The 18,489-nt window shown below is 68.0% G+C and carries 16 protein-coding genes and 1 tRNA gene; 10 read left to right on the top strand and 7 right to left on the bottom strand.

The window, feature by feature from the left end:
• Window positions 1-54: 54 nt before the first annotated feature.
• Window positions 55-1,410, bottom strand: coding sequence for a dicarboxylate/amino acid:cation symporter (locus tag EGY25_RS13260; protein ID WP_280643952.1), 1,356 nt, complete (start codon window positions 1,408-1,410; stop codon window positions 55-57).
• A gap of 237 nt (window positions 1,411-1,647) precedes the next feature.
• Here EGY25_RS13260 and EGY25_RS13255 point away from each other — a divergent pair, with 237 nt between their 5' ends.
• Both EGY25_RS13255 and EGY25_RS13250 read left to right on the top strand, forming a co-directional pair.
• Window positions 1,648-3,483, top strand: a complete 1,836-nt coding sequence (locus EGY25_RS13255; RefSeq protein WP_135195403.1) for a sensor histidine kinase — start codon at window positions 1,648-1,650, stop codon at window positions 3,481-3,483.
• Window positions 3,480-4,814, top strand: coding sequence for a sigma-54-dependent transcriptional regulator (locus tag EGY25_RS13250; RefSeq protein ID WP_209308047.1), 1,335 nt, complete (start codon window positions 3,480-3,482; stop codon window positions 4,812-4,814). Before EGY25_RS13255 ends, EGY25_RS13250 begins: the two co-directional genes overlap by 4 nt.
• Window positions 4,815-4,848: 34 nt before the next feature.
• Here EGY25_RS13250 and EGY25_RS13245 read toward each other — a convergent pair.
• Window positions 4,849-4,940: transfer RNA gene (locus EGY25_RS13245), tRNA-Ser, on the bottom strand.
• Between the two features lie 126 nt (window positions 4,941-5,066).
• Here EGY25_RS13245 and EGY25_RS13240 point away from each other — a divergent pair.
• Genes EGY25_RS13240 through EGY25_RS13225 form a run of 4 tightly spaced genes read left to right on the top strand, consistent with a single transcriptional unit; the run spans window position 5,067 to window position 9,872 of the window.
• Window positions 5,067-6,551, top strand: coding sequence for an exopolysaccharide biosynthesis polyprenyl glycosylphosphotransferase (locus EGY25_RS13240; protein WP_135195402.1), 1,485 nt, complete (start codon window positions 5,067-5,069; stop codon window positions 6,549-6,551).
• Between the two features lie 11 nt (window positions 6,552-6,562).
• Window positions 6,563-8,008 carry a polysaccharide biosynthesis C-terminal domain-containing protein gene (locus tag EGY25_RS13235; protein WP_135195649.1) on the top strand — a complete coding sequence of 482 codons (1,446 nt, stop codon included), beginning with the start codon at window positions 6,563-6,565 and terminating at the stop codon, window positions 8,006-8,008.
• A complete protein-coding gene (locus EGY25_RS13230; RefSeq protein ID WP_135195401.1) occupies window positions 8,005-8,937 on the top strand; it encodes a glycosyltransferase family 2 protein in 933 nt (310 codons plus the stop codon). The genes EGY25_RS13235 and EGY25_RS13230 overlap by 4 nt, the downstream gene beginning before the upstream one ends.
• Window positions 8,938-8,939: 2 nt before the next feature.
• Window positions 8,940-9,872, top strand: coding sequence for a glycosyltransferase family 2 protein (locus tag EGY25_RS13225; RefSeq protein ID WP_135195400.1), 933 nt, complete (start codon window positions 8,940-8,942; stop codon window positions 9,870-9,872).
• Between the two features lie 9 nt (window positions 9,873-9,881).
• Here EGY25_RS13225 and EGY25_RS13220 read toward each other — a convergent pair whose 3' ends face one another.
• From EGY25_RS13220 to EGY25_RS13205, 4 genes are all read right to left on the bottom strand, one after another.
• The gene (locus EGY25_RS13220) at window positions 9,882-10,385 is read right to left on the bottom strand and encodes a DUF1543 domain-containing protein (protein ID WP_135195399.1); all 504 of its coding nucleotides are present in this window, start codon (window positions 10,383-10,385) and stop codon (window positions 9,882-9,884) included.
• Window positions 10,386-10,396: 11 nt separating this feature from the next.
• Window positions 10,397-12,061 (bottom strand): FAD/NAD(P)-binding protein, encoded by a 1,665-nt coding sequence (locus EGY25_RS13215; protein WP_135195398.1) that lies wholly within the window; start codon window positions 12,059-12,061, stop codon window positions 10,397-10,399.
• Between the two features lie 98 nt (window positions 12,062-12,159).
• Window positions 12,160-12,861, bottom strand: a complete 702-nt coding sequence (locus tag EGY25_RS13210; RefSeq protein ID WP_135195397.1) for a hfsB — start codon at window positions 12,859-12,861, stop codon at window positions 12,160-12,162.
• Window positions 12,862-12,908: 47 nt separating this feature from the next.
• The gene (locus tag EGY25_RS13205; protein ID WP_135195396.1) at window positions 12,909-14,348 is read right to left on the bottom strand and encodes a GumC family protein; all 1,440 of its coding nucleotides are present in this window, start codon (window positions 14,346-14,348) and stop codon (window positions 12,909-12,911) included.
• 122 nt (window positions 14,349-14,470) lie between these two features.
• Here EGY25_RS13205 and EGY25_RS13200 point away from each other — a divergent pair, with 122 nt between their 5' ends.
• Window positions 14,471-15,202: a polysaccharide biosynthesis/export family protein gene (locus EGY25_RS13200; protein WP_135195395.1), complete on the top strand. Its 732-nt coding sequence runs from the start codon at window positions 14,471-14,473 to the stop codon at window positions 15,200-15,202.
• 10 nt (window positions 15,203-15,212) lie between these two features.
• Here EGY25_RS13200 and EGY25_RS13195 read toward each other — a convergent pair whose 3' ends face one another.
• Window positions 15,213-15,518 carry a sel1 repeat family protein gene (locus EGY25_RS13195; RefSeq protein ID WP_135195394.1) on the bottom strand — a complete coding sequence of 102 codons (306 nt, stop codon included), beginning with the start codon at window positions 15,516-15,518 and terminating at the stop codon, window positions 15,213-15,215.
• Window positions 15,519-15,832: 314 nt separating this feature from the next.
• Here EGY25_RS13195 and EGY25_RS13190 point away from each other — a divergent pair, with 314 nt between their 5' ends.
• The 3 genes from EGY25_RS13190 to EGY25_RS13175 all read left to right on the top strand — a co-directional run bounded on the left by EGY25_RS13190 (window position 15,833) and on the right by EGY25_RS13175 (window position 18,406).
• Window positions 15,833-16,417: an RcnB family protein gene (locus tag EGY25_RS13190; RefSeq protein WP_135195393.1), complete on the top strand. Its 585-nt coding sequence runs from the start codon at window positions 15,833-15,835 to the stop codon at window positions 16,415-16,417.
• A 162-nt stretch (window positions 16,418-16,579) separates the two neighbouring features.
• Window positions 16,580-17,746 carry an RcnB family protein gene (locus tag EGY25_RS16795; protein WP_245159463.1) on the top strand — a complete coding sequence of 389 codons (1,167 nt, stop codon included), beginning with the start codon at window positions 16,580-16,582 and terminating at the stop codon, window positions 17,744-17,746.
• 336 nt (window positions 17,747-18,082) lie between these two features.
• The gene (locus EGY25_RS13175; protein ID WP_135195392.1) at window positions 18,083-18,406 is read left to right on the top strand and encodes a hypothetical protein; all 324 of its coding nucleotides are present in this window, start codon (window positions 18,083-18,085) and stop codon (window positions 18,404-18,406) included.
• The last annotated feature ends 83 nt before the right edge of the window (window positions 18,407-18,489 follow it).

Raw genomic sequence — 18,489 nt, 5'->3', positions numbered from 1 at the left:
CCTCGCGGGTCGCCGTTATGTCGGCGATCCCGTCTCCAAAAATGTCTTCGCGGATCAGTCGTCCGCGAGAACCAGATCGTCGCCTGGTCCCGCCGCCGGATTGGGCGCGGCGGCGACAGGTTGCGGTTTGCCGTCCAGCGCGGCCTTCAAGGCGTCGCGATCCAACGCATTCTCCCATCGGGCTACGACAAGGGTCGCCACGGCGTTGCCGATGAAGTTGGTCAGGGCTCGGCACTCGCTCATGAAGCGGTCGATGCCCAGGATCAGCGCCATGCCGGCGACCGGCACATCCGGCACGACCGACAGGGTCGCCGCCAGGGTGATGAAGCCCGCACCGGTGATCCCCGCTGCGCCCTTGGACGACAGCATCGCCACCAGAAGCAGCGTGATCTGCTGCCAGATGGTCAGGTCGATGTTCAGCGCCTGGGCGATGAACAGGGCGGCCATCGTCATATAGATGTTGGTGCCGTCCAGATTGAACGAATAGCCGGTGGGCACGACCAGGCCGACCACCGACTTGGCGGCGCCCGCGCGCTCCATCTTGGCGATTAGGCTCGGCAGAGCCGCCTCGGAACTGGAGGTGCCCAGCACCAGCAGCAGTTCTTCCTTCAGGTAGCGGATCAGCTTCAGGATGTTGAAGCCGTTGGCGATCCCGACCAGGCCCAGCACCCCCACAACGAAGATGATGGCGGTCACGTAGAAGGTGACGATCAGGGCCGCCAGATTGGCGATGGACGCGATGCCGTAGGCCCCGATCGTGAAGGCGAAGGCTCCGAAGGCGCCGATCGGCGCGGCCTTCATCACGATGGCCACCAGCTTGAACACGGCCAGGCTCAGCGTCTCGAACAAGTCGAGCACCGGCTGACCACGCTCGCCTACCAGCGCCAGAGCCAGGCCGAACAGAATGGAGACGAACAGGACCTGCAGGATGTTGCCAGTCGAGAAGGCGCTGACCAGGGTGTCGGGAATGACCCCCATCAGGAAGCCGACAATGGTGCTTTCATGCGCGGCGGCGGCGTACTGTTCGACTGCGCCCGCATTCAGGCTCGCGGGGTCGATGTTCAGTCCGTCGCCGGGACGAACAAGATTGGCGATGATCAGGCCCACGATCAGGGCCAGGGTCGAGAAAACCAGGAAATAGGCGAAGGCCTTGGCGGCGACGCGCCCGACGCTGCCCAGATCGCGCATGCCGGCGATGCCCGTCACGATGGTCAGGAAGATCACCGGCGCGATGACCATCTTCACCAGCTTGATGAAGCCGTCGCCCAGCGGCTTCAGGCTCTCACCGAAAGTCGGCCAGAAATGGCCGATCAGCGCGCCCAGCGCGATGGCGATCAGCACCTGGAAATACAGGTGGCGGTAGAACGGCCGACGAACGGCCGGCGCGGCCTCAGACGGAATTGCGATCACGACAAGCTCCTGATGTGCGGGGGTGTCCCCGCAGTCTCCTCGATGGGCGCGATCTTCGCCACGCTCCGCCCGAAGACAGTCGGCGAGTTGATCGGACAGACCAACTTCATTGCTCACTTCATTTATAACTATGTTTTCCTTGTCTATTTTATCCCTCTGGACGGCCAGACGCGCAAAGTTGTGCGATTTTTCGCGCGCGCATCTAGTGTCGGAGTGCGATTATCCGCACAATGCGCCATGCCTTTCAGCCGTCCTTCTGAATCGCCGGCTTCGGTCGGATCCCGCCGCCGGGGGTGGCTGGCGTTTGCCGGAGGGTGGATTCTCGTCGCCCTCATCGCCGCCCTGGGCGCAGGCGAGGTGGCGCGTCGAGACGCACGGGCCGAGCTGGCGCGTCAGGCAGAGGCCGCCGCCGCCCTGCACGCCGCCGTCCTGCGCAGCGAGCTGGAAAAGCATCGCTCCCTGCCCGTGGCCCTGGCCGGCGATCCCGACATCGCCGATCTGCTGGCCGCGCCCACGACGGCGCAAGGCGAGCGAGTCGATCTGAAGCTTGAGAACCTGGCGCGTCAGACCCGGGCGGCGGTCATCTACATCATCGACGCCGGAGGCCGGACCCGCGCGGCCAGCAACTGGCGCCTGCCCACCAGCTTCGTCGGCGCCGACTACGGCTTCCGTCCCTATTTCATCAATGCGATGCGCAGCGGCCGGGCCGAGTTCTTCGCACTGGGCACCGTATCGGGACGGCCGGGCCTTTATCTCGCGCGGCGAGTGGACGGCGCCGACGGGACGCCGCTGGGCGTGGTCGTGGTCAAGGTCGAGTTCGACGCGTTGGAGGCCGAATGGCGCGCTTCGGGCGAGCCGGCCTATGTCGTCGATCCCGGCGGCGTCGTACTGATCACCAGCGTGCCGGAATGGCGGTTCCGCACCACCGAGCCGCTCGACGAGCGGCGGCGTCGCCTGACCCTGACCGATCAGACGCTTCAGCCCGAGGCCTTGCGTCCCCTGCCCTTCGCCACCCCGCCGGGTGACCAGCCCCGTCTGGTCCAGGCGCAGGCCGGCGACGGCGAGCAGCGCTGGATGCATGCGGCGGTGCCGACCGAGACGCCCGGCTGGACCCTGCATCTGCTGTCGCCGACACGGGGCGGCATCGACGTCGCCGTCGCCGCCGCCCGCGCCCTGGCGGCCCTGGTCGTGACCCTGCTGGCGGGGCTGGTCGCCTTCTTGCTGCGGCGTCGCCAGCAGGGCCTGGCCCGTGCACGCGCCGAGGAGGAAGCCCGGCTGGAGTTGGAGCGGCGGATCGACGAACGCACCCGCGAACTGCGCGACGCAAACTCCGCCCTGAACCGCCAGATCGAGGAACGTCGCCGCGCCGAGACCGCCCGCGAACTGCTGCGCGACGAACTGGTTCAGGCGAGCAAGCTGGCGGCTTTGGGTCAGATCGTGGCCAGCGTCGCGCACGAGATCAACCAGCCCGTCGCCGCCATTCAGACCCAGGCCGAGACCGCCGGCGTCCTGCTGGACCGCAACGATCCCGAAAAGGCGCGCGGCGCCCTGGCGCGCATCGGCGACCTGACCCAGCGTATCGGCGCCATCACGCAGGAGCTGCGGGTCTTCTCCAGAAAGTCCGACCCCAAGATCGGCGCAGTGCGGCTGGAAGACGCCATCCACGGCGCCCTTCTGCTGACGCGGGGCCGGCTGGACGAGGGCGGGATCGACCTGGTCCGAGAGGGCGACGCCGAGGTCACGGTCCGCGCCGACCGCTTCCGGCTGGAGCAGGTCATCGTCAACCTGCTCAAGAACGCGGCCGAGGCGCTGGAGGGCCATGACCGCCCTCGCCTGCTGCTGAAGGTGACGCGCGACCGGGACCGCGTCCGTCTGATCGTCTCGGACAACGGGCCCGGCGTGCCGCCCCAGGTGCGCGCCCAGCTGTTCACCCCCTTCGTCACCACCCGCGCCAACGGACTAGGCCTTGGGCTGGTGATCTGCCGCGACATCGTCGCCGGCTTCGGCGGTGAGCTGGACCTGGCCGAGGGTGACGACGGCGCGACCTTCGTCGCCACACTGAGGACCGCATGATGGAGTTCGCCCGCCCCAACGCCGTCGCGCTGATCGAGGACGACGCCGACTTCCGCCAGGCCCTGGTGGAACGCCTGACGCTGGAGGGTTACGACGTGCGCGCCTTTCCCGCCGCCGAGCCGGCGTTGAAGGCGATCGACGCCGACTTTCCCGGCGTGATCGTCACCGACCTGCGGATGCCCGGCCTGGACGGGCGCCAGCTGCTCAGCCGGCTACAGGCGCTGGACCCCGCCCTGCCCGTCATCATGATCACCGGCCATGGCGACATCGGCGATGCGGTCGCGGCCATGCACGACGGCGCCTATGATTTCGTGGCCAAGCCCTTTCCGTTCGAACGCCTTCAAGACAGCCTGAACCGGGCGCTGGAAAAACGCGGTCTGGTGCTGGAGAACCGCCGCCTGCTGGCCATGGCCTCGGACGGCGGACAAGAGTTGCCGCTGGCCGGGTCGTCGCGCGCCATCACGGCGCTTCGAGCCACCATCGCCCAGATCGCCGACGCCCGCATGGACGTGCTGATCGAGGGTGAGACCGGTACCGGCAAGGAGGCCGTCGCCCGCGCCTTGCACAACGGCGGCCGACGCCGGCTGGCGCCCTTCGTCGCCGTCAACTGCGGCGCCCTGCCCGACGGTCTGATCGAGAGCGAATTGTTCGGCCACGAACTTGGCGCCTTCGCCGGCGCCCTGCGCCGCCGCGTCGGCCATGTGGAGCGCGCCCACAACGGCTCTCTGTTCCTGGACGAGGTCGAGAGCATGCCCCTGGCCGTCCAGGTCAAGATGCTGCGGGTGCTGGAGGAACGCGAGGTCCACCCCATCGGCGCCAACGAACCCCGCGCCCTGGACCTGCGGATCCTGGCCTCGTCAAAGGTCGATCTGGGCGAGGCCGCGCGCACCGGCGCCTTCCGCGAAGACCTCTATTACCGGCTGAACGTGGTGCGGCTGCGCGTGCCGCCGCTGCGCGAACGGCGCGAGGACATCCCCCTGCTGTTCGCCCACTTCCTGCGCCGCGCCGCCGACCGCCACGGCATCGAGCCGCCGAACGTCGGCGACGGCGTGCGACGCCGCTTGCTGGAGGCCGACTGGCCCGGAAATATCCGCGAACTGGCCCATTTCGCCGAGCGCGTCGCCCTGTCGCTGGACGAGACTGCCCGCCCGACCGACGCAGGCCTCAGCCTGCCCGAACGCCTGAATCGCTTCGAAGCCGACCTCCTCCGCGACGCCCTCCAGGCCCACCACGGCGACATCACCGCCGTCCTCGCCGAAATGCGCGTCCCGAGAAAGACGCTCTACGACAAGCTCCAACGGCATGGGCTGAAGCCGGCGGCGTTTCGGTGATGAAACGGCGACTTCGTAACTGTAGGGAAAAGAATGGCGGAGACGGAGGGATTCGAACCCTCGGTACCCCTTACGGGGTACGACGATTTAGCAAACCGTTGCCTTCAGCCACTCGGCCACGTCTCCTGCGACGGCGTCGATAGCGGAGGCTGATGCGTCGCGCAATCCGGTTCTAGCGAAAGCGTCCACGTTAACGCGACATAGAGGCGATACCGGCAATGTCGCGGCCGTTCTTCGCCTCTGGATCGCCCTTTGCTCGACCGCCCCGCCAGTCTCGCCGCCGACGCGCCGCCCAAGGGCCGCGCCTCGCGTGGGCCGTTCCGCCCTGAGGTGTGGCTAAATGCGCGCCAGCGGTCGACTGTGCGGCTGTCGGCCCACTATTTCAGGCTCGTCGATGTGCTTGTCGTCGTCGGTCTGGCTTTGGGCGCGATCCTGGCGATCCAGCCCATGGGCCTGGCCGACATCAGCGTCGGAGATGCGGCGCCCGTGATCGCAGGCGCAGTGCTGGTCCTCGTGTCGATGCGGGCGCTACAGCTTTATCGATTCGGTCGCGACACGCCCTGGACCCTGCATCTGGCCGGGGTTGCGGGGGTCGGCGTGGTCTCGGCCGGCGTCGCCCTGATCCTGGGGTGGCTGCTGGATCGACCGGCTCTGGACGTGGTCGCGCCCTGGGCTTTAACGACGACGGCGGCCTTGATCGTGCTGCATGGGCTGTGGCTGACGGTGATCGCCCGCTGGCGGCGTCTCGGCGCCCTGTCGCCCAATATCGTCATCGTCGGCGCCACCCGGAACGCCAGAATCCTGATCGAGCGGGCGCTGGAGCGACGCGACATGAATGTGCTGGGCGTATTTGACGACCGTCTTGCCCGTTCGCCCGACAGCATCGCCGGCGTGCCGGTTCTGGGCGACGCCAACGCCCTGCTGACCCATCGCATGACCCCCTATGTGGACCGGATCGTCCTGGCCATCGATCCCAATGCCGGGCAGCGGGTGCGCGACCTGACGCAACGTCTGAACGCCCTGCCCAATCCGCTGACGGTGCTGGTCGATTCCGAGCTGGGTCGTGACGGGGTGCTGAACCGGCTGGCCAATGCGCCGCTGGCGTCGCTGGACGGGCCGGCCGATCCGGATCGTCGGGCCTTCAACAAGCGGATGCAGGACCTGCTGATCGGCGCCGTCGCCCTGGTGGTCGCCGCCCCCGTCATGGCCCTGGTCGCCCTGGCGGTGCGTCTGGACAGCCGTGGTCCGATCCTATTCCGCCAGCGTCGCCACGGCTTCAATCACGAGACCATCGTGGTGTGGAAGTTCCGCTCGATGCGCCACGAGGCCGCCGACGCCACCGCCAGCCGCCAGGTCTGCCCCGGCGACGACCGCGTCACCCGCGTCGGCCGCTTCATTCGGGCCACCAGCCTGGATGAGCTGCCCCAGATCTTCAACGTCCTGTCGGGCGAGATGTCCCTGGTCGGCCCCCGCCCGCACGCCATCGGCATGAAGACCGGCGAGACCGAGTCCGCCCTGCTGGTCGCCGAATACGCCCATCGCCACCGCATCAAACCCGGCATGACCGGCTGGGCCGCCATCAAGGGATCGCGCGGGCCGGTCGACACCGAGGCCCAGGTTCGCGAGCGCGTCCAGCTGGACATCGAATATATCGAACGCCAGTCCTTCTGGCTGGACCTGTGGGTCATCGCCGTCACCATCCCCGTCCTGCTGGGCGACCGGGCGGCCGTGCGTTGAGCGAACAGCGCATGTTCTGGCGCGGCGTCTGGGGCTATCTGCCGGCCCAGATCGTCCAGGGCGCAGTCGGGTTCCTGACCATCTTCGTCTTTACGCGCCTGCTCAGCCCCGACGACTTCGGCCACTACGCCCTGGCCTTTTCGGTCACCACCCTGGCCCACACCGTGACCTTCAGCTGGCTGGAGGCGTCGATGGCCCGCTTCTGGGCGGCCGAACGCACGCCCCAGGGCCTGGCCGCCCATTTCGCCAGCCTGTACCGCACCTCCTTCGCCATCATCGCCGTCTTCACGCCCATCGCCGCCCTGGTGGTGTGGCTGGCGCCCCTGACGCCCGCGCTCAAGATCGCCGTCGCCTTCGGCCTGGCCGGCGCGCCGGTGCGCAACCTGGCCAAGCTGGCGCAGGAGCGGTACCGGGCGGCGGGCGAGGTGTCCAAGGCCGCCCGCGTCGATATCGGCGTCTCCATTCTGGGCTTTCTGGTCGGCGCCGGGTTCGCTGTGGCCGGGGCCGGCGCGGCCTCGCCCCTGCTGGGCCTGGCCATCGCCCCCCTGTTCGCCCTGCCCTTCATCCTGCCCGGCGAGTTGCGCCAGGCGACCGGCGGCGCCGTGGACCGGGCGCGGCTCAAGGCCTATGCCGCCTACGGCTATCCGATCGCGGCGTCGCTGACGCTGGCCGTGGTGCTGGCCTCGACGGATCGGTTCCTGCTGGCCGCCTTCATGGATGCGGGGGCCGTCGGCGCCTATCACGCCAGCTACAGCCTGGCGAACCGCACCCTGGACGTCATCTTCATCTGGCTAGGGGCGGCCGGTGCGCCGGCCATGGTCATGGCGCTGGAGCGCGGCGGGCGCGAGGCCCTGCGCCGCACGGCGCTGGAGCAGGGATCGACCCTGATCCTGATCGGCCTGCCCGCCGCCGTCGGCCTGTCGATGGTCGCACGGCCGATGGCGGAGCTGATGATCGGCCAGGATCTGCGCGCCGCCGCCGCGCTGGTCACGCCATGGATCGCGGCCTCGTCCTTCCTGTCCGGCATGATCGCCTACTACTTCGGCTTCGGCTTCACCCTGGGCAAGAAGACCGGCCTGCTGCTGGTCACTATGGCCATTCCGGCCCTGTGCAACGTCGCGCTGAACCTGATGCTGATCCCCCGGCTGGGCGTCCTCGGCGCCGCCGTCTCCACCGCCGCCAGCTTCGCCATCGGCCTGATCGCATGCCTGCTGCTCAGCCGCCGCGCCATCGCCCTGCCCATGCCGTGGGAGGCGCTGATCCGCTGTGGCATCGCGTCGGTCGTCATGGCCGGGGTCGTCTGGATGTTGCCCCCCATCGGCGGGTTCGTGGAACTGATGCTGGACGCCGGCGTGGGTGGGATCGTCTATGCCGTCGTCGCCCTGACGCTGAACGCCGCAGGGGTCCGCGACGTCCTGATGCGCCTGATCCGCGCGCGTCGCAGCGTGCCGGCATGAGCGCCTATATCCACGACAACGCCGCCTGGTCGCAGGCCAAACCGACGATCTCGGTCCTGATCCCCTTCCTGCGTGACGATCCCCAGGCCCTGTTGCGCCGACTGGACACCGAGGCCGCAGCCCTGGCCGGCGCGGTCGAGCTGATCCTGCTGGACGACGGCACCGCCGACACCGATCTGACCACCCGGATTCAGGCGACCCTAGACGCCCTGGAACTGCCCGTGCGCCTGATCAGCCTCGTCGCCAACGAGGGTCGCGCCAGGGGCCGCAATCGCCTGACCACCGCCGCCCGGGGCGAGGCCTATCTGTTCCTCGACAGCGACATGCGGCCCGATACGCCGGTCTTCCTTCAGACCTGGCTGCGCCTGTTCGCCCAGGATGCGCCCGCCGTAGCCTTCGGCGGCTTCTCTCTCGATCAGGCCCCGACCGATGCCCGGTTCGCCGTCCACCGGGCCCTTTCCGGCGCCTCGGAATGCCTGCCGGCGTCCCAGCGCGCCCTGACGCCTGAGAAATACGTCTACACCTCCAACCTCCTGGTGCGCCGCGACGTCTTCGCAGCCGAATCCTTCGATCCCGGTTTCAGCGGTTGGGGCTGGGAGGACGTGGAATGGGCCATGCGCGTCTCGCGCCGGTTTCCCGTCATCCACATCGACAATCCCGCCACCCACATGGGCCTGGACACCGTCGAGGACCTGGCGCGCAAGTTCGACCAGGGCGCCGGCAACTTCGCCCGCGTCGTCGCCCTGCACCCCGCCATCGTCCAGACCTATCCCAGCTACAAGGCCGCGCGCGCCCTGAAACGCCTGCCCGCCCTGCCCCTGGCGCGCCGCCTGATGAAACAGGCCGCCCTGACGACGGTCCTGCCGGTCAAGGCCCGCGCCTTCGCCCTGCGTCTCTACCGCGCCGCCGTCTATGCGGACGCCGTCTGACCATGCGTGACGTCGCCGTCATCATCCCGACCCTGCGCCGCCCCGACAGCCTGGAGCGCGCCCTGCGCTCGGTCTTCGTCCAGACCGGATCGCTGCACCGCGTCGCCGCCGTCGTCATTGCCGACAACGACCCGCAAGGGTCCGCCGCCGTCCTGATCGAGCGGCTGCGCGGCGAGGCGCCCGTCCCCCTGACCTACGTCCACGCCCCCGTGCCCGGCGTAGCCACGGCACGCAACGTCGGCCTGTCGGCGACCGACGCGCCCCTGATCGCCTTCCTCGACGACGACGAGGCCGCCTCGTCCGGCTGGCTCGCCGCCCTGCTGGACGCGCAAGGCCAGACCGGCGCCGATGTCGTCTTCGGCCCCATTCGCGGGCGTGTGCCGGCTGACACCGGCTGGACCACCACCTATCTGGAGCGGTTCTTCGGCCGTGACGGCCCGCGCGAGACCGGCCTGACCGACGATATCCACGGCTGCGGCAACAGTCTGATGGTGCGCGCGACCGCCCTGCCCGGCGACGCGCCCTTCGATGTCGCCATGAACGAGACGGGGGGCGAGGACGACCGGCTGTTCACGGCCCTATCGGCGCGCGGCGGCCGGTTCGGCTGGGCCGCTGACGCCTGGGCGGACGAGTTCGCCCCGCCTCACCGCGCCACCCTGAACTACGCCCTGACCCGCGCCTTCGCCTATGGCCAGAGCCCGACCCAGATGGCCGCCGACCGCCGCGACTGGCCCGGCGTCGTCAAATGGATGCTGGTCGGCCTGGCCCAAACCGGCGTCTGGGGCGCCCTGTCGCTGGCGTCCGCCCTCCTGCGCCGCCCCGACCGCGCCCAGACCTACGACCGCTGCGCCAGAGGCCTCGGCAAGGTCTTCTGGACCAAGAAATTCGAGCCGAAACTCTATGGCGCGGCGATGCTCGGCCGCCCTGAAGCCTGACCTCGGAATTCAGCGGATCGGGGTGTAATGGCAGGTGAAGTTCGCGTCACCGGACAGCAGGCTCGGCTTCAGGTGAATATGTAACCGCTCGGCCTGGGCCGCGTCGTCCAGTGCGAAGGCCTGCTCTGCCTCATACATTTCGTCACGATGCGCGTCGGTCCATCCCGTCGCCCGTTTGATGGCGCGCGCCTTGGCCGCAGGCAGGCTGTCGGCAACGACGAAAACATTCCGGTGCTGCTCGGCGAAGGCCACGCCGTCATAGCCGCCGAGGTTCACGTAATAGAGTTTTTCCTTGCCCTCGTAGGGCTCCGGCAAAAGGCTGATCTCATAGCCGTCGGCTTGCGAAAGCTCCGACCAGCAGTCGATGTGCAGCGTGCCCTCACGACCCCACCACTGGGCGAGCAAAGTCTCATACGTCGCCTCGATAGAGGGAGCAGCGACGAACCGCATGTCATGCACCTCGATGTTCGCGCCCGGATGTTCTCCGCCGATATAGATCGCAAACAGTCTCATTCATCCTCGCATCAGGCCGCCGTGTCGGCGAAATCGACCGCAGGCTTTGCGGTATTCATGATCAACGCCAGTCGCCGACCGACGATCCCGCCCATCTCGTGCGAACTGGTGATGCCTTGCGCGAAGGGATAGCGCCCCATCAGGAAGGGCAGGCTGAGACAGAACAATCGGTCCATGGGCAGCGGCGCATTGACCGGGCGGAACAGATCATCGACGGCGATCCCGCGGACGACATCGGGAGCGTCATTGGCGACCTCGTCTCGGACGATTCCTTGTTCCAGCAGCGACAGGAACGGGAACTGAATGCCGCTCAGCGCCGGCTGCCCCGTCGCCTCAATGAAAACTGGGAAGTGCCGGGTCGCCACATCGATCGTCACGCGAGCCCCGCCCTCGGGGCAACGCGTATCGACCGCATAGTCGTCGCCGACCGCCAGAACCTCAAGCTTGCCCGCCGCGTGCAGGGCCAGCATTCGCTCGATCGATTCATGCGGTACGCCGGCATAGATATCGACGAAGATCGGTTTGAACACGCGGCTGAAACGGTCGAACTCGCCTGTGTCCAGATGAGGGACGATGACGGCGACGATCTCGTGCATGCGAAGGATGGCGTCGCGCCACGGCACGGTCACCTGAGCCGCGTGGTTCGCCCGCGCCTCCTTCAGGTTGGCGGCGGCCCAAACGAAGGGATCGACCGCTGCGCGACGGGCGAAATACGCCTCGGCGAACGTCTCAAGCGTGCCCTGGTGCAGTCCTGTCTCGGCGGCGTAGCCGGGATCGATCTGAATCAACTCCCTTCGAAACAGGTCGAAGACCGCATCAAGCAGCCCCATCGGCCCCCTGTCCACAGCGGCTGCGACCGCCTCGGGGGTGCAATGCTGCAGCGGCGGATGCGGCAGGGGGAAGAAGAAATCGGCCTCCGGCAGCAGACCCTTCCGAGACATCATGGTGATGTGAAAGCCGTCAGTCCCCGGCATCGACTTATAAACCAGCCGTCCGTCGCATTGGACGAACTCTCCATGCGACGTGGCCAGTGCGACCGCCGTGTCGATGGCGGTCAGCGACGAGCCACGGATGCCGACGGTCGTCGCTGGAAGTTCCGCGAGGACAGAGGCCGGCCATGGGCTGAGAAAATAGCCGGGCTGGGCATGCTGGCGAGATGGCCACTGATGACCGGTCGCCAGAACGACATGATCGAATACCGCCTTGGTCGTTCGCCGCGAGGGCGGGGACATGAACGACAGCTCCACGCCCGCCTTTCTGTTCGCGGCGTCGACGACGCGACAGCCCGTCTTGACCTCGATCATGACCCCGGCGGCCCGCGCCCGTTCCACCATGATCGCGAACCGGCTTTCGAAATACTGGCCCAGGGCGATGCGGGGCACAAAGGTGCGCTCGTCCAGCGAAGTGCGGTCGATATCCAGCGCCTCAAGCTCGGCGCTCGTCCGTGCGCCCAGCCAGTCCGCCAGAGTGTCGTACAGAGGGGGAATTTCGATACTGGCTATGTTGGACAGCATCGCCCGATCGTTCCAGTCCGGACTGTAGGGGCTGCCGCACCCGGCGACCTTGTTCGCCTCAAAGACGGTGATACGCGCCGAACCCGCGCCCTGTGCGAGGAGGGCGTGCAGAGCATAGAGGGTTGTCGGCCCGGCTCCTACGAAGGCGATTGACGTGGTCATGGCCCCACAATGCGCGACGCGCACAAAGGCGCCGCAGATCGGTCAGCTTTCAGCTCAACCCACTAATTTCCTACGCGAACTTGCGGAATCGTACACTGTCAGCCCGTCAGCCGCTGCAAAAAGCTGGGCGGCTTGTAGGTCGAGCGGTTCATCACCACCCCGGCGATCCGCCCCCCCACGGCCTCGATCTCGTCGCGCAGGATGACCGGGGCGCTGGCCGCCGTGCTCTCGGCCGCGACCACCAGCACCGTCATGTCCACGAAGGGCGCCAGGATGATCGCCATGTCGTTGCGGTCGGCGGCGGGGGCGTCGATGACGATGGTGTCCGCATGGGGCCGCAGCGCCTCCCAGTAGCGGGGCTCTCCGACCGCCTCGACCCGGTGCCCGGACCGCAGCGCCTCCATGTGGAAATGCGTGACCCACAGCCGGCCGCCCAGGCACGACCGCGCCGTCAGCAGCCGCGAATCCGGCACGGGCTTGCCATCGCGCCCCGTCACGCGCGGCGTCACGGCGTAGAAGCTGGATCCGTCAGGCGAGGCCTGCGCCGCCTTGCCGACCTGGCCGAACCGATCCGGCTCGGCCGACACGGTCTCCAACTGTCCCTGCTGGGCCAGGTCGCCGTCGATCAGCCAGACGGGTTTTCGCGCCCGCACGGCCGCCAGACGCGCGAACTCGCGCGCCACGGTCGAGACGCCCTCGCCGGTCGCGGCCGAGGCGAACTGGATCACGCGCGCGCGATGCGCCGGCGCCGGTCCCAGCGCCGCCCAAAGGCCCGCCATTTCTGAAGTCAGATCGACCATCGAATCGCCAAGGCGCTCCCTAAGCCCTCAGCCTAGCACGACTTTCGCTACGCCGCCTTGGCGGGCGCGACGGCCAGGACAGGCATGTCCAGCGTCCGGCTCATCGAGGCCGGCGTCGTGAAGCCGCGCCGCGTGAACACCCGCAGCAGGCCCACGCACAGGGCCGTGAAGCCCGCAAACAGGAAGACCGCCGCCAGCAGCGGGATCTTCAGGCTCTTGCCCGTCGATGGCGGCTGGGCGCGTTCGATCACCGTGACATTGTCGGCGCCGGCGGCGACCAGGGCGTTGTCGGCCCGGCTCTGGGTCTCGCGCTGCTGGAACTCGCGGATCGAGGCGCTCAGCACCTCGCGATTGCCGGCCAGGGTCGAGTTCTCGGACTCCAGCGCGGTCAGCCGCGTCTGGCGGGCGCGAATGTCGTTCAGTTGCCGATCCAGGACCGCCAGCCGCGCCGCCAGCGAGTCCCGCTCGGCCCGCGTATTGATCCGCGTCGTCTCCAGCTCGGTCCAGACGGGGTTCGGCCCGGTGCGGACCTCCTTGGCGCCCACGGCCGTCCCGGTCGCGACATAGGCCTGAAGCTGGTTGATCCGGGCCTCGATGTCCTTCACCGGCTGGGCGTCGGGCTGATAGCGCGACAGCAGTTGCTCGCGCTCGGTGCGCAGTTGCAGCACCTGATCCTGGGCCGAAATGTTCAGATCCTGCTGCAGGGCCACTTCCGCCGGCGTGCCCGCCTGCTGCGCGACCAGGGTATTCAGCCGCTGGCTGGTCTGGTTCAGCAGGCTTTGCGTCGACATCCGGTCGGTGAAGATCGTCTGATAGGTCGCCGCCAGCGTCGCCTTGGCCGCTGCGAAATCGCCGATGTCGTTGGACGACAGGAAGTTTTCATAGGCCCGGTCGGCATTGCCCAGTTCGTCTTCGAAGGCGACGCGCTGGCTGGCGATGGCCGGCGTCTTGTCCTGAAACACCTCGCGGCGATAGACCAGATACTGTTCGATGATGGTGTTCAGCACCCGCGCCGCCCGTTCGGGATCGTCGGCTTTGTAGCTGAGGCGGATCACGGCGCTGCCCGGCGCGGTGGCGACGTCCAGGCTGGTTCCGATCACGCGCCGCGCGGCCGCCTCGGCCTTCTGCGATCCGCCCTTGGGCGCCTCGCCCAGGATGGCGGCGGGGCCCAGGGCCTCGACCACCTTCTGACGCACCGCGCCCGACCCCAGGATGGCGGCTTCGGAGTTGGCGACCTCGTCGCCCTGCGGCGCCTGGCCCCGCTCTGCCGTGCCGACGCGCGGCTGATAGACGTATTCCTGCCCCACCCCGGCGAAGACCGATCCGGTGGCGGTATAGCTCTTCTTCAGCGTCATCGCCGCCGCGACGCCGAGCGCCAGAATGACCACGAAGACCACGATCATCAGCAACAGCTCGCGGAATAGCAGGCCGATGACGTCCAGCACGCCGTAGCGTGGTCTTGCCGTGACGTGTGCCGTGGAACGCATAGAGCGGGCCGAATCCCTTGAAAGGCTTGTTCTCGCCACCCTTCGCCCACCGGCGTTAACCGATGATTACCCATAACCGGCGAGATTGCCTCAAATCTCCTCGTCGAGGCCGACCGATTCTCATGCTGTCAGATCGCCGCCTGTTCCTGCTGACCCTGGGTTCAGCCTCCCTCGCCTCGCTGGCGGCGTGCGCCAGCGGCCCGCAGCGCGTCGAACGCCCGATGAACGGCGACTTCCCCGGCATTCCCTTTGCCGACTGGACGGATCAGGAGCCCGAATATCTGCTCTATCCCGGCGACGAGATCGAGGTGGCCACGCCCACGGCCTCGGAACTGACCCGCACGGTAAGGATCGGCCCCGACGGCCGGATCGCCCTGCCCCTGATCGGATCGGTCATGGCGGCGGATCGCACCCTGCCCCAGCTGCAGCAGGTCGTCTCGGCCGCCTATGCGCCGCAACTGGTGCGGCCGACGGTCGAGGTGACCTTGCGCCAGGCCGGCCCGATCCGTGTCTGGGTCGACGGCGAGGTTCGTACGCCGGGCGTCTTCGAAATGATCGGCGATCTGGACGCCTATCAGGCGGTCATCCAGGCCGGCGGCTTCGCGCCTACGTCACGCCAGGACAGCGTGGCCCTGATCCGTCGCGGTCCCGGCGGGTCGCGCATGATGCGGGTGGTGGATCTGCGTCCGCGTCGCGGTGAGGTCGTGCCCCTGCGCCGGGGCGACATCATCTTCGTGCCGCGTTCGACCCTTGGCGAACTGGCGGCCTTCTTCACCCAGGTGCGCGCCGCCCTGCCCATCGGCTTCAGCTATTCGATCAACGGATCGAACGGCAGCGGCTTTGCGCAGTTCTGAACGGGTCGTTTCAGGCGACCAGTTGAACCACGCCCTGGTCGATGTAGCGTCGCGCGGCCTTCTGGGCCTCGGCGATCTCCTCGCGCTCCATCTCCATGCTCATCTCGCGGCGATAGACGCGCGCCTCGATCGAGCCCTTCATGGCCGCCAGGTTGAAGATCATGTGGGCCGACACCCGGTCCATCGGGCAACCGCCCGAACCGGCCGAATACATCATGCCCAGTTTGAACAGGTCGTCGCCGGACATGTCCGGGGTCGGCAGCGGCAGACCGTCTTGCGGGGCCTGCAGGTCGTGCGCCAATTCTTGCGCGGTCATCACCGTATCTCCTGATCGGGCGCCATTCTGGGCCCGCCTCTGAGACGCCATCAAATACCGCCGGTTTGAAGTTAAAGTTAACGCCGAACGCCGTCGCCCAGACTTTTCAGTAAAGCAGAGATGAATACTTCCGGCGTGATTCAGGTCTCGGAAATCTCTGCGAAATCTCTCGTTCACACCTCGCTCCCGCGCCGAGACCGCTTTCGGAACCTGACACAGCCGTTCAGGACGCGTTCAGGCGGCCGGACAGAACTTCAGCGTCATTAACGGGTCTGTTCGGCATCTCCGTCGTCGGCCCAGAATGGAGCACGAAGATGAACCGCCTCACCAAGGCCGCCGTCGTCGCCATCGCCCTGTCGACAACGGCCGTGCCGATGCTCGCCCAGGCGCAGGATCGCGACCGCCGCGAATATCGCCAGGATCGCCGCGACGACCGCCGCGACTTCCGCCAGGAACGCCGCAACGACAACCGCGACTGGCGCAACGGCCGTTACGACAATCGCCAGGACTATCGTCAAGACCGCCGCGACGACCGTCGTGACTATCGCGACGAACGCCGTGACGACCGTCGCGACTGGCGTAATGACCGCTGGGACCGCAACAACAGCAACTGGTGGCGGGGGCGCTCCGACTTCCGCGGCTACAATGGTCCGCGCGCGGGCTACTGGTATGCGCCCAGCTACGGCTACTACCGCGTCGAGCCGCGCTACAGCGGCTATCGCTGGCGCACGGGCGGCTATCTGCCCCACCAGTATCGCAGCTACTATGTGCGCGACCCTTACGTTTACGGCCTTCGCCAAGCTCCCCGCGGCTATCGCTACGTCCACGCCGGCAACGACATCCTGTTGATCGCCGTCGCCAGCGGCCTGATCGCCAGCGTCCTGTCGGGCGTCTACTAGACCGCGCGACAGATCGACTTCTCGAACCCCGCAGGCCTTGTCTGCGGGGTTCTGTTTTTCGTGCAGCCCCTTGATTGCGAACGATGTTCAGCCTGGGTTCATCACCACGGACCGATGATCGTCTCAAGCCGCCGGAGAACCGGCGTGCAGGAACCAAAGACCATGAAACGCCTCCTGATGGCTTTCACCGCCATCGCCGCCGTCTCCGGCCCGCTCGCGGCGCCCGTCCAGGCCTTGGCCCAGGACCAGGCTCAACAAGAGCAGCCGCGTCGCGAAGGCCGCGCCCGCGGCATGAACCGCCCGGAACGTCCTCAAATGGGCCGTGAGGATGCGCCGCGCCAACCGCGTGCCGAGCGCCCCAGCCGACCCGAGAACACCACGCCCCGCCCCGAACGGCCGTCCGGCGGCGAGCGCCCCGACCGCCCCAGCACAGGCGGACAGCGCCCGGATCGTCCCGAAGGCGGCTGGAACCGGCCCGACCGTCCAAACACCGGCGGCCAACGTCCAGACCGGCCCGAAGGCGGCTGGAACCGGCCGGACCGCCCCGACCGTCCCAACACCGGCGGTCAACGCCCCGACCGGCCCGAGGGTGGCTGGAACCGGCCCGACCGTCCAAACACCGGCGGCCAACGTCCAGACCGGCCCGAAGGCGGCTGGAACCGGCCGGACCGCCCGAACTCAGGCGGCCAACGCCCGGATCGTCCCGACCGTCCCAACACCGGTGGTCAACGCCCCGACCGGCCCGAGGGGGGCTGGAACCGACCCGACCGTCCGAACGCGGGCGGTCAACGCCCCGACCGCCCTGATGGCGGATGGAACCGCCCTGATCGTCCCAGCACCGGTGGCCAACGCCCGGATCGTCCCGGCAGCGGATGGAATCGGCCCGACCGTCCGAACGCCGGCGGTCAACGTCCTGACCGCCCCGGCTCGGGCTGGAACAACGGCCGCGACCGTGATCGCCAGCACCGCGAGTTCCGCCAGCGCTTCAACGGCGACCAGTGGCGGCGCGACTTCTATCGCAACCACCGCTCGGACTGGTGGAGGAACGACAACCGCTTCAGAGGCTACAGTGGCGTCCGCGCCGGCTTCTATTTCGCGCCGGGCTGGGGCTACTACAGCGTCCCGCGCTCGTATTGGAACCGCACATGGTCGGTCGGCCAGTACCTGCCGGACACCTTCTGGCGCTATCAGTTGAACGACTGGCGCACCTATGGCCTGGGCTATCCGCCCGAGGGCACGCGCTGGGTTTCCGTCGACAACACCATCTATCTGATCGACGAATACGACGGCTATATTGTCGACGTCATCCGTGACGCTTGGCGCTGGTGACCGCCTGACGATTTCGAACCTTCAGCCCGACGGCCCCTGGCCGTCGGGCTTTTTCGTAACTTGGCGCACCGGCACACGCCCCAACCATGGCCCTGCCGTGACCTTGGACGCGTGCGCCTCGACCTCTCACGCGACTGCATCGGCATGTATCCATCCCCCGATGCGAACGCGTTTCAGAAGATGATCGACACACGACCTCCAGTATCGAGCCCCCAAAACTACTCCCCGGACCGGGGACGAAAAACGGCCTCGTTAGGGTTCGAGCCTGCTTGTCGTTGTCATCCCCGACGACGCCCGAACGCCTTCAAGACGCACTTTCACGCAAAGGATAGTCCTATGAAGATCGCCTTGACCGCCCTGGCCTCCTCGCTGTTGCTGGCCGGCGCCGCGACGGCTCAGCAAGCCCCGACCGCGCCTCCCCCGCCGCCCCCGCCGGTCGATCAGCAGACGCCGCAAGATCCCGCTCCCCCGCCGACGTGGGATCCGAACGCCCCGACGCCGCCCGCACCGCCGGCTCCTCCGCCCGTCGAGGAACCTGCTCCGCCGCTGCCCCCCGAACCCACGGAGCCCACCGATCCGGATGCGCCGGTCCCGCCAGTCCCGCCCGCACCGCCGGCTCCTCCTGAGCCGCCGACCCCGCCCACGCCGCCGTCGGCCTGAGCCTGGAACTGAAAAGGCCCCGCGGAGCGATCCGCGGGGCCTTTTTGGTTGAACGCGTCGCTCAAGCAGCGAGCGACCGCGTC

This window comes from Brevundimonas intermedia (genome assembly GCF_004614235.1).
Taxonomy (GTDB): Bacteria; Pseudomonadota; Alphaproteobacteria; order Caulobacterales; family Caulobacteraceae; genus Brevundimonas; species Brevundimonas intermedia_A.
This window is presented reverse-complemented; position numbering and strand designations above follow the sequence as displayed.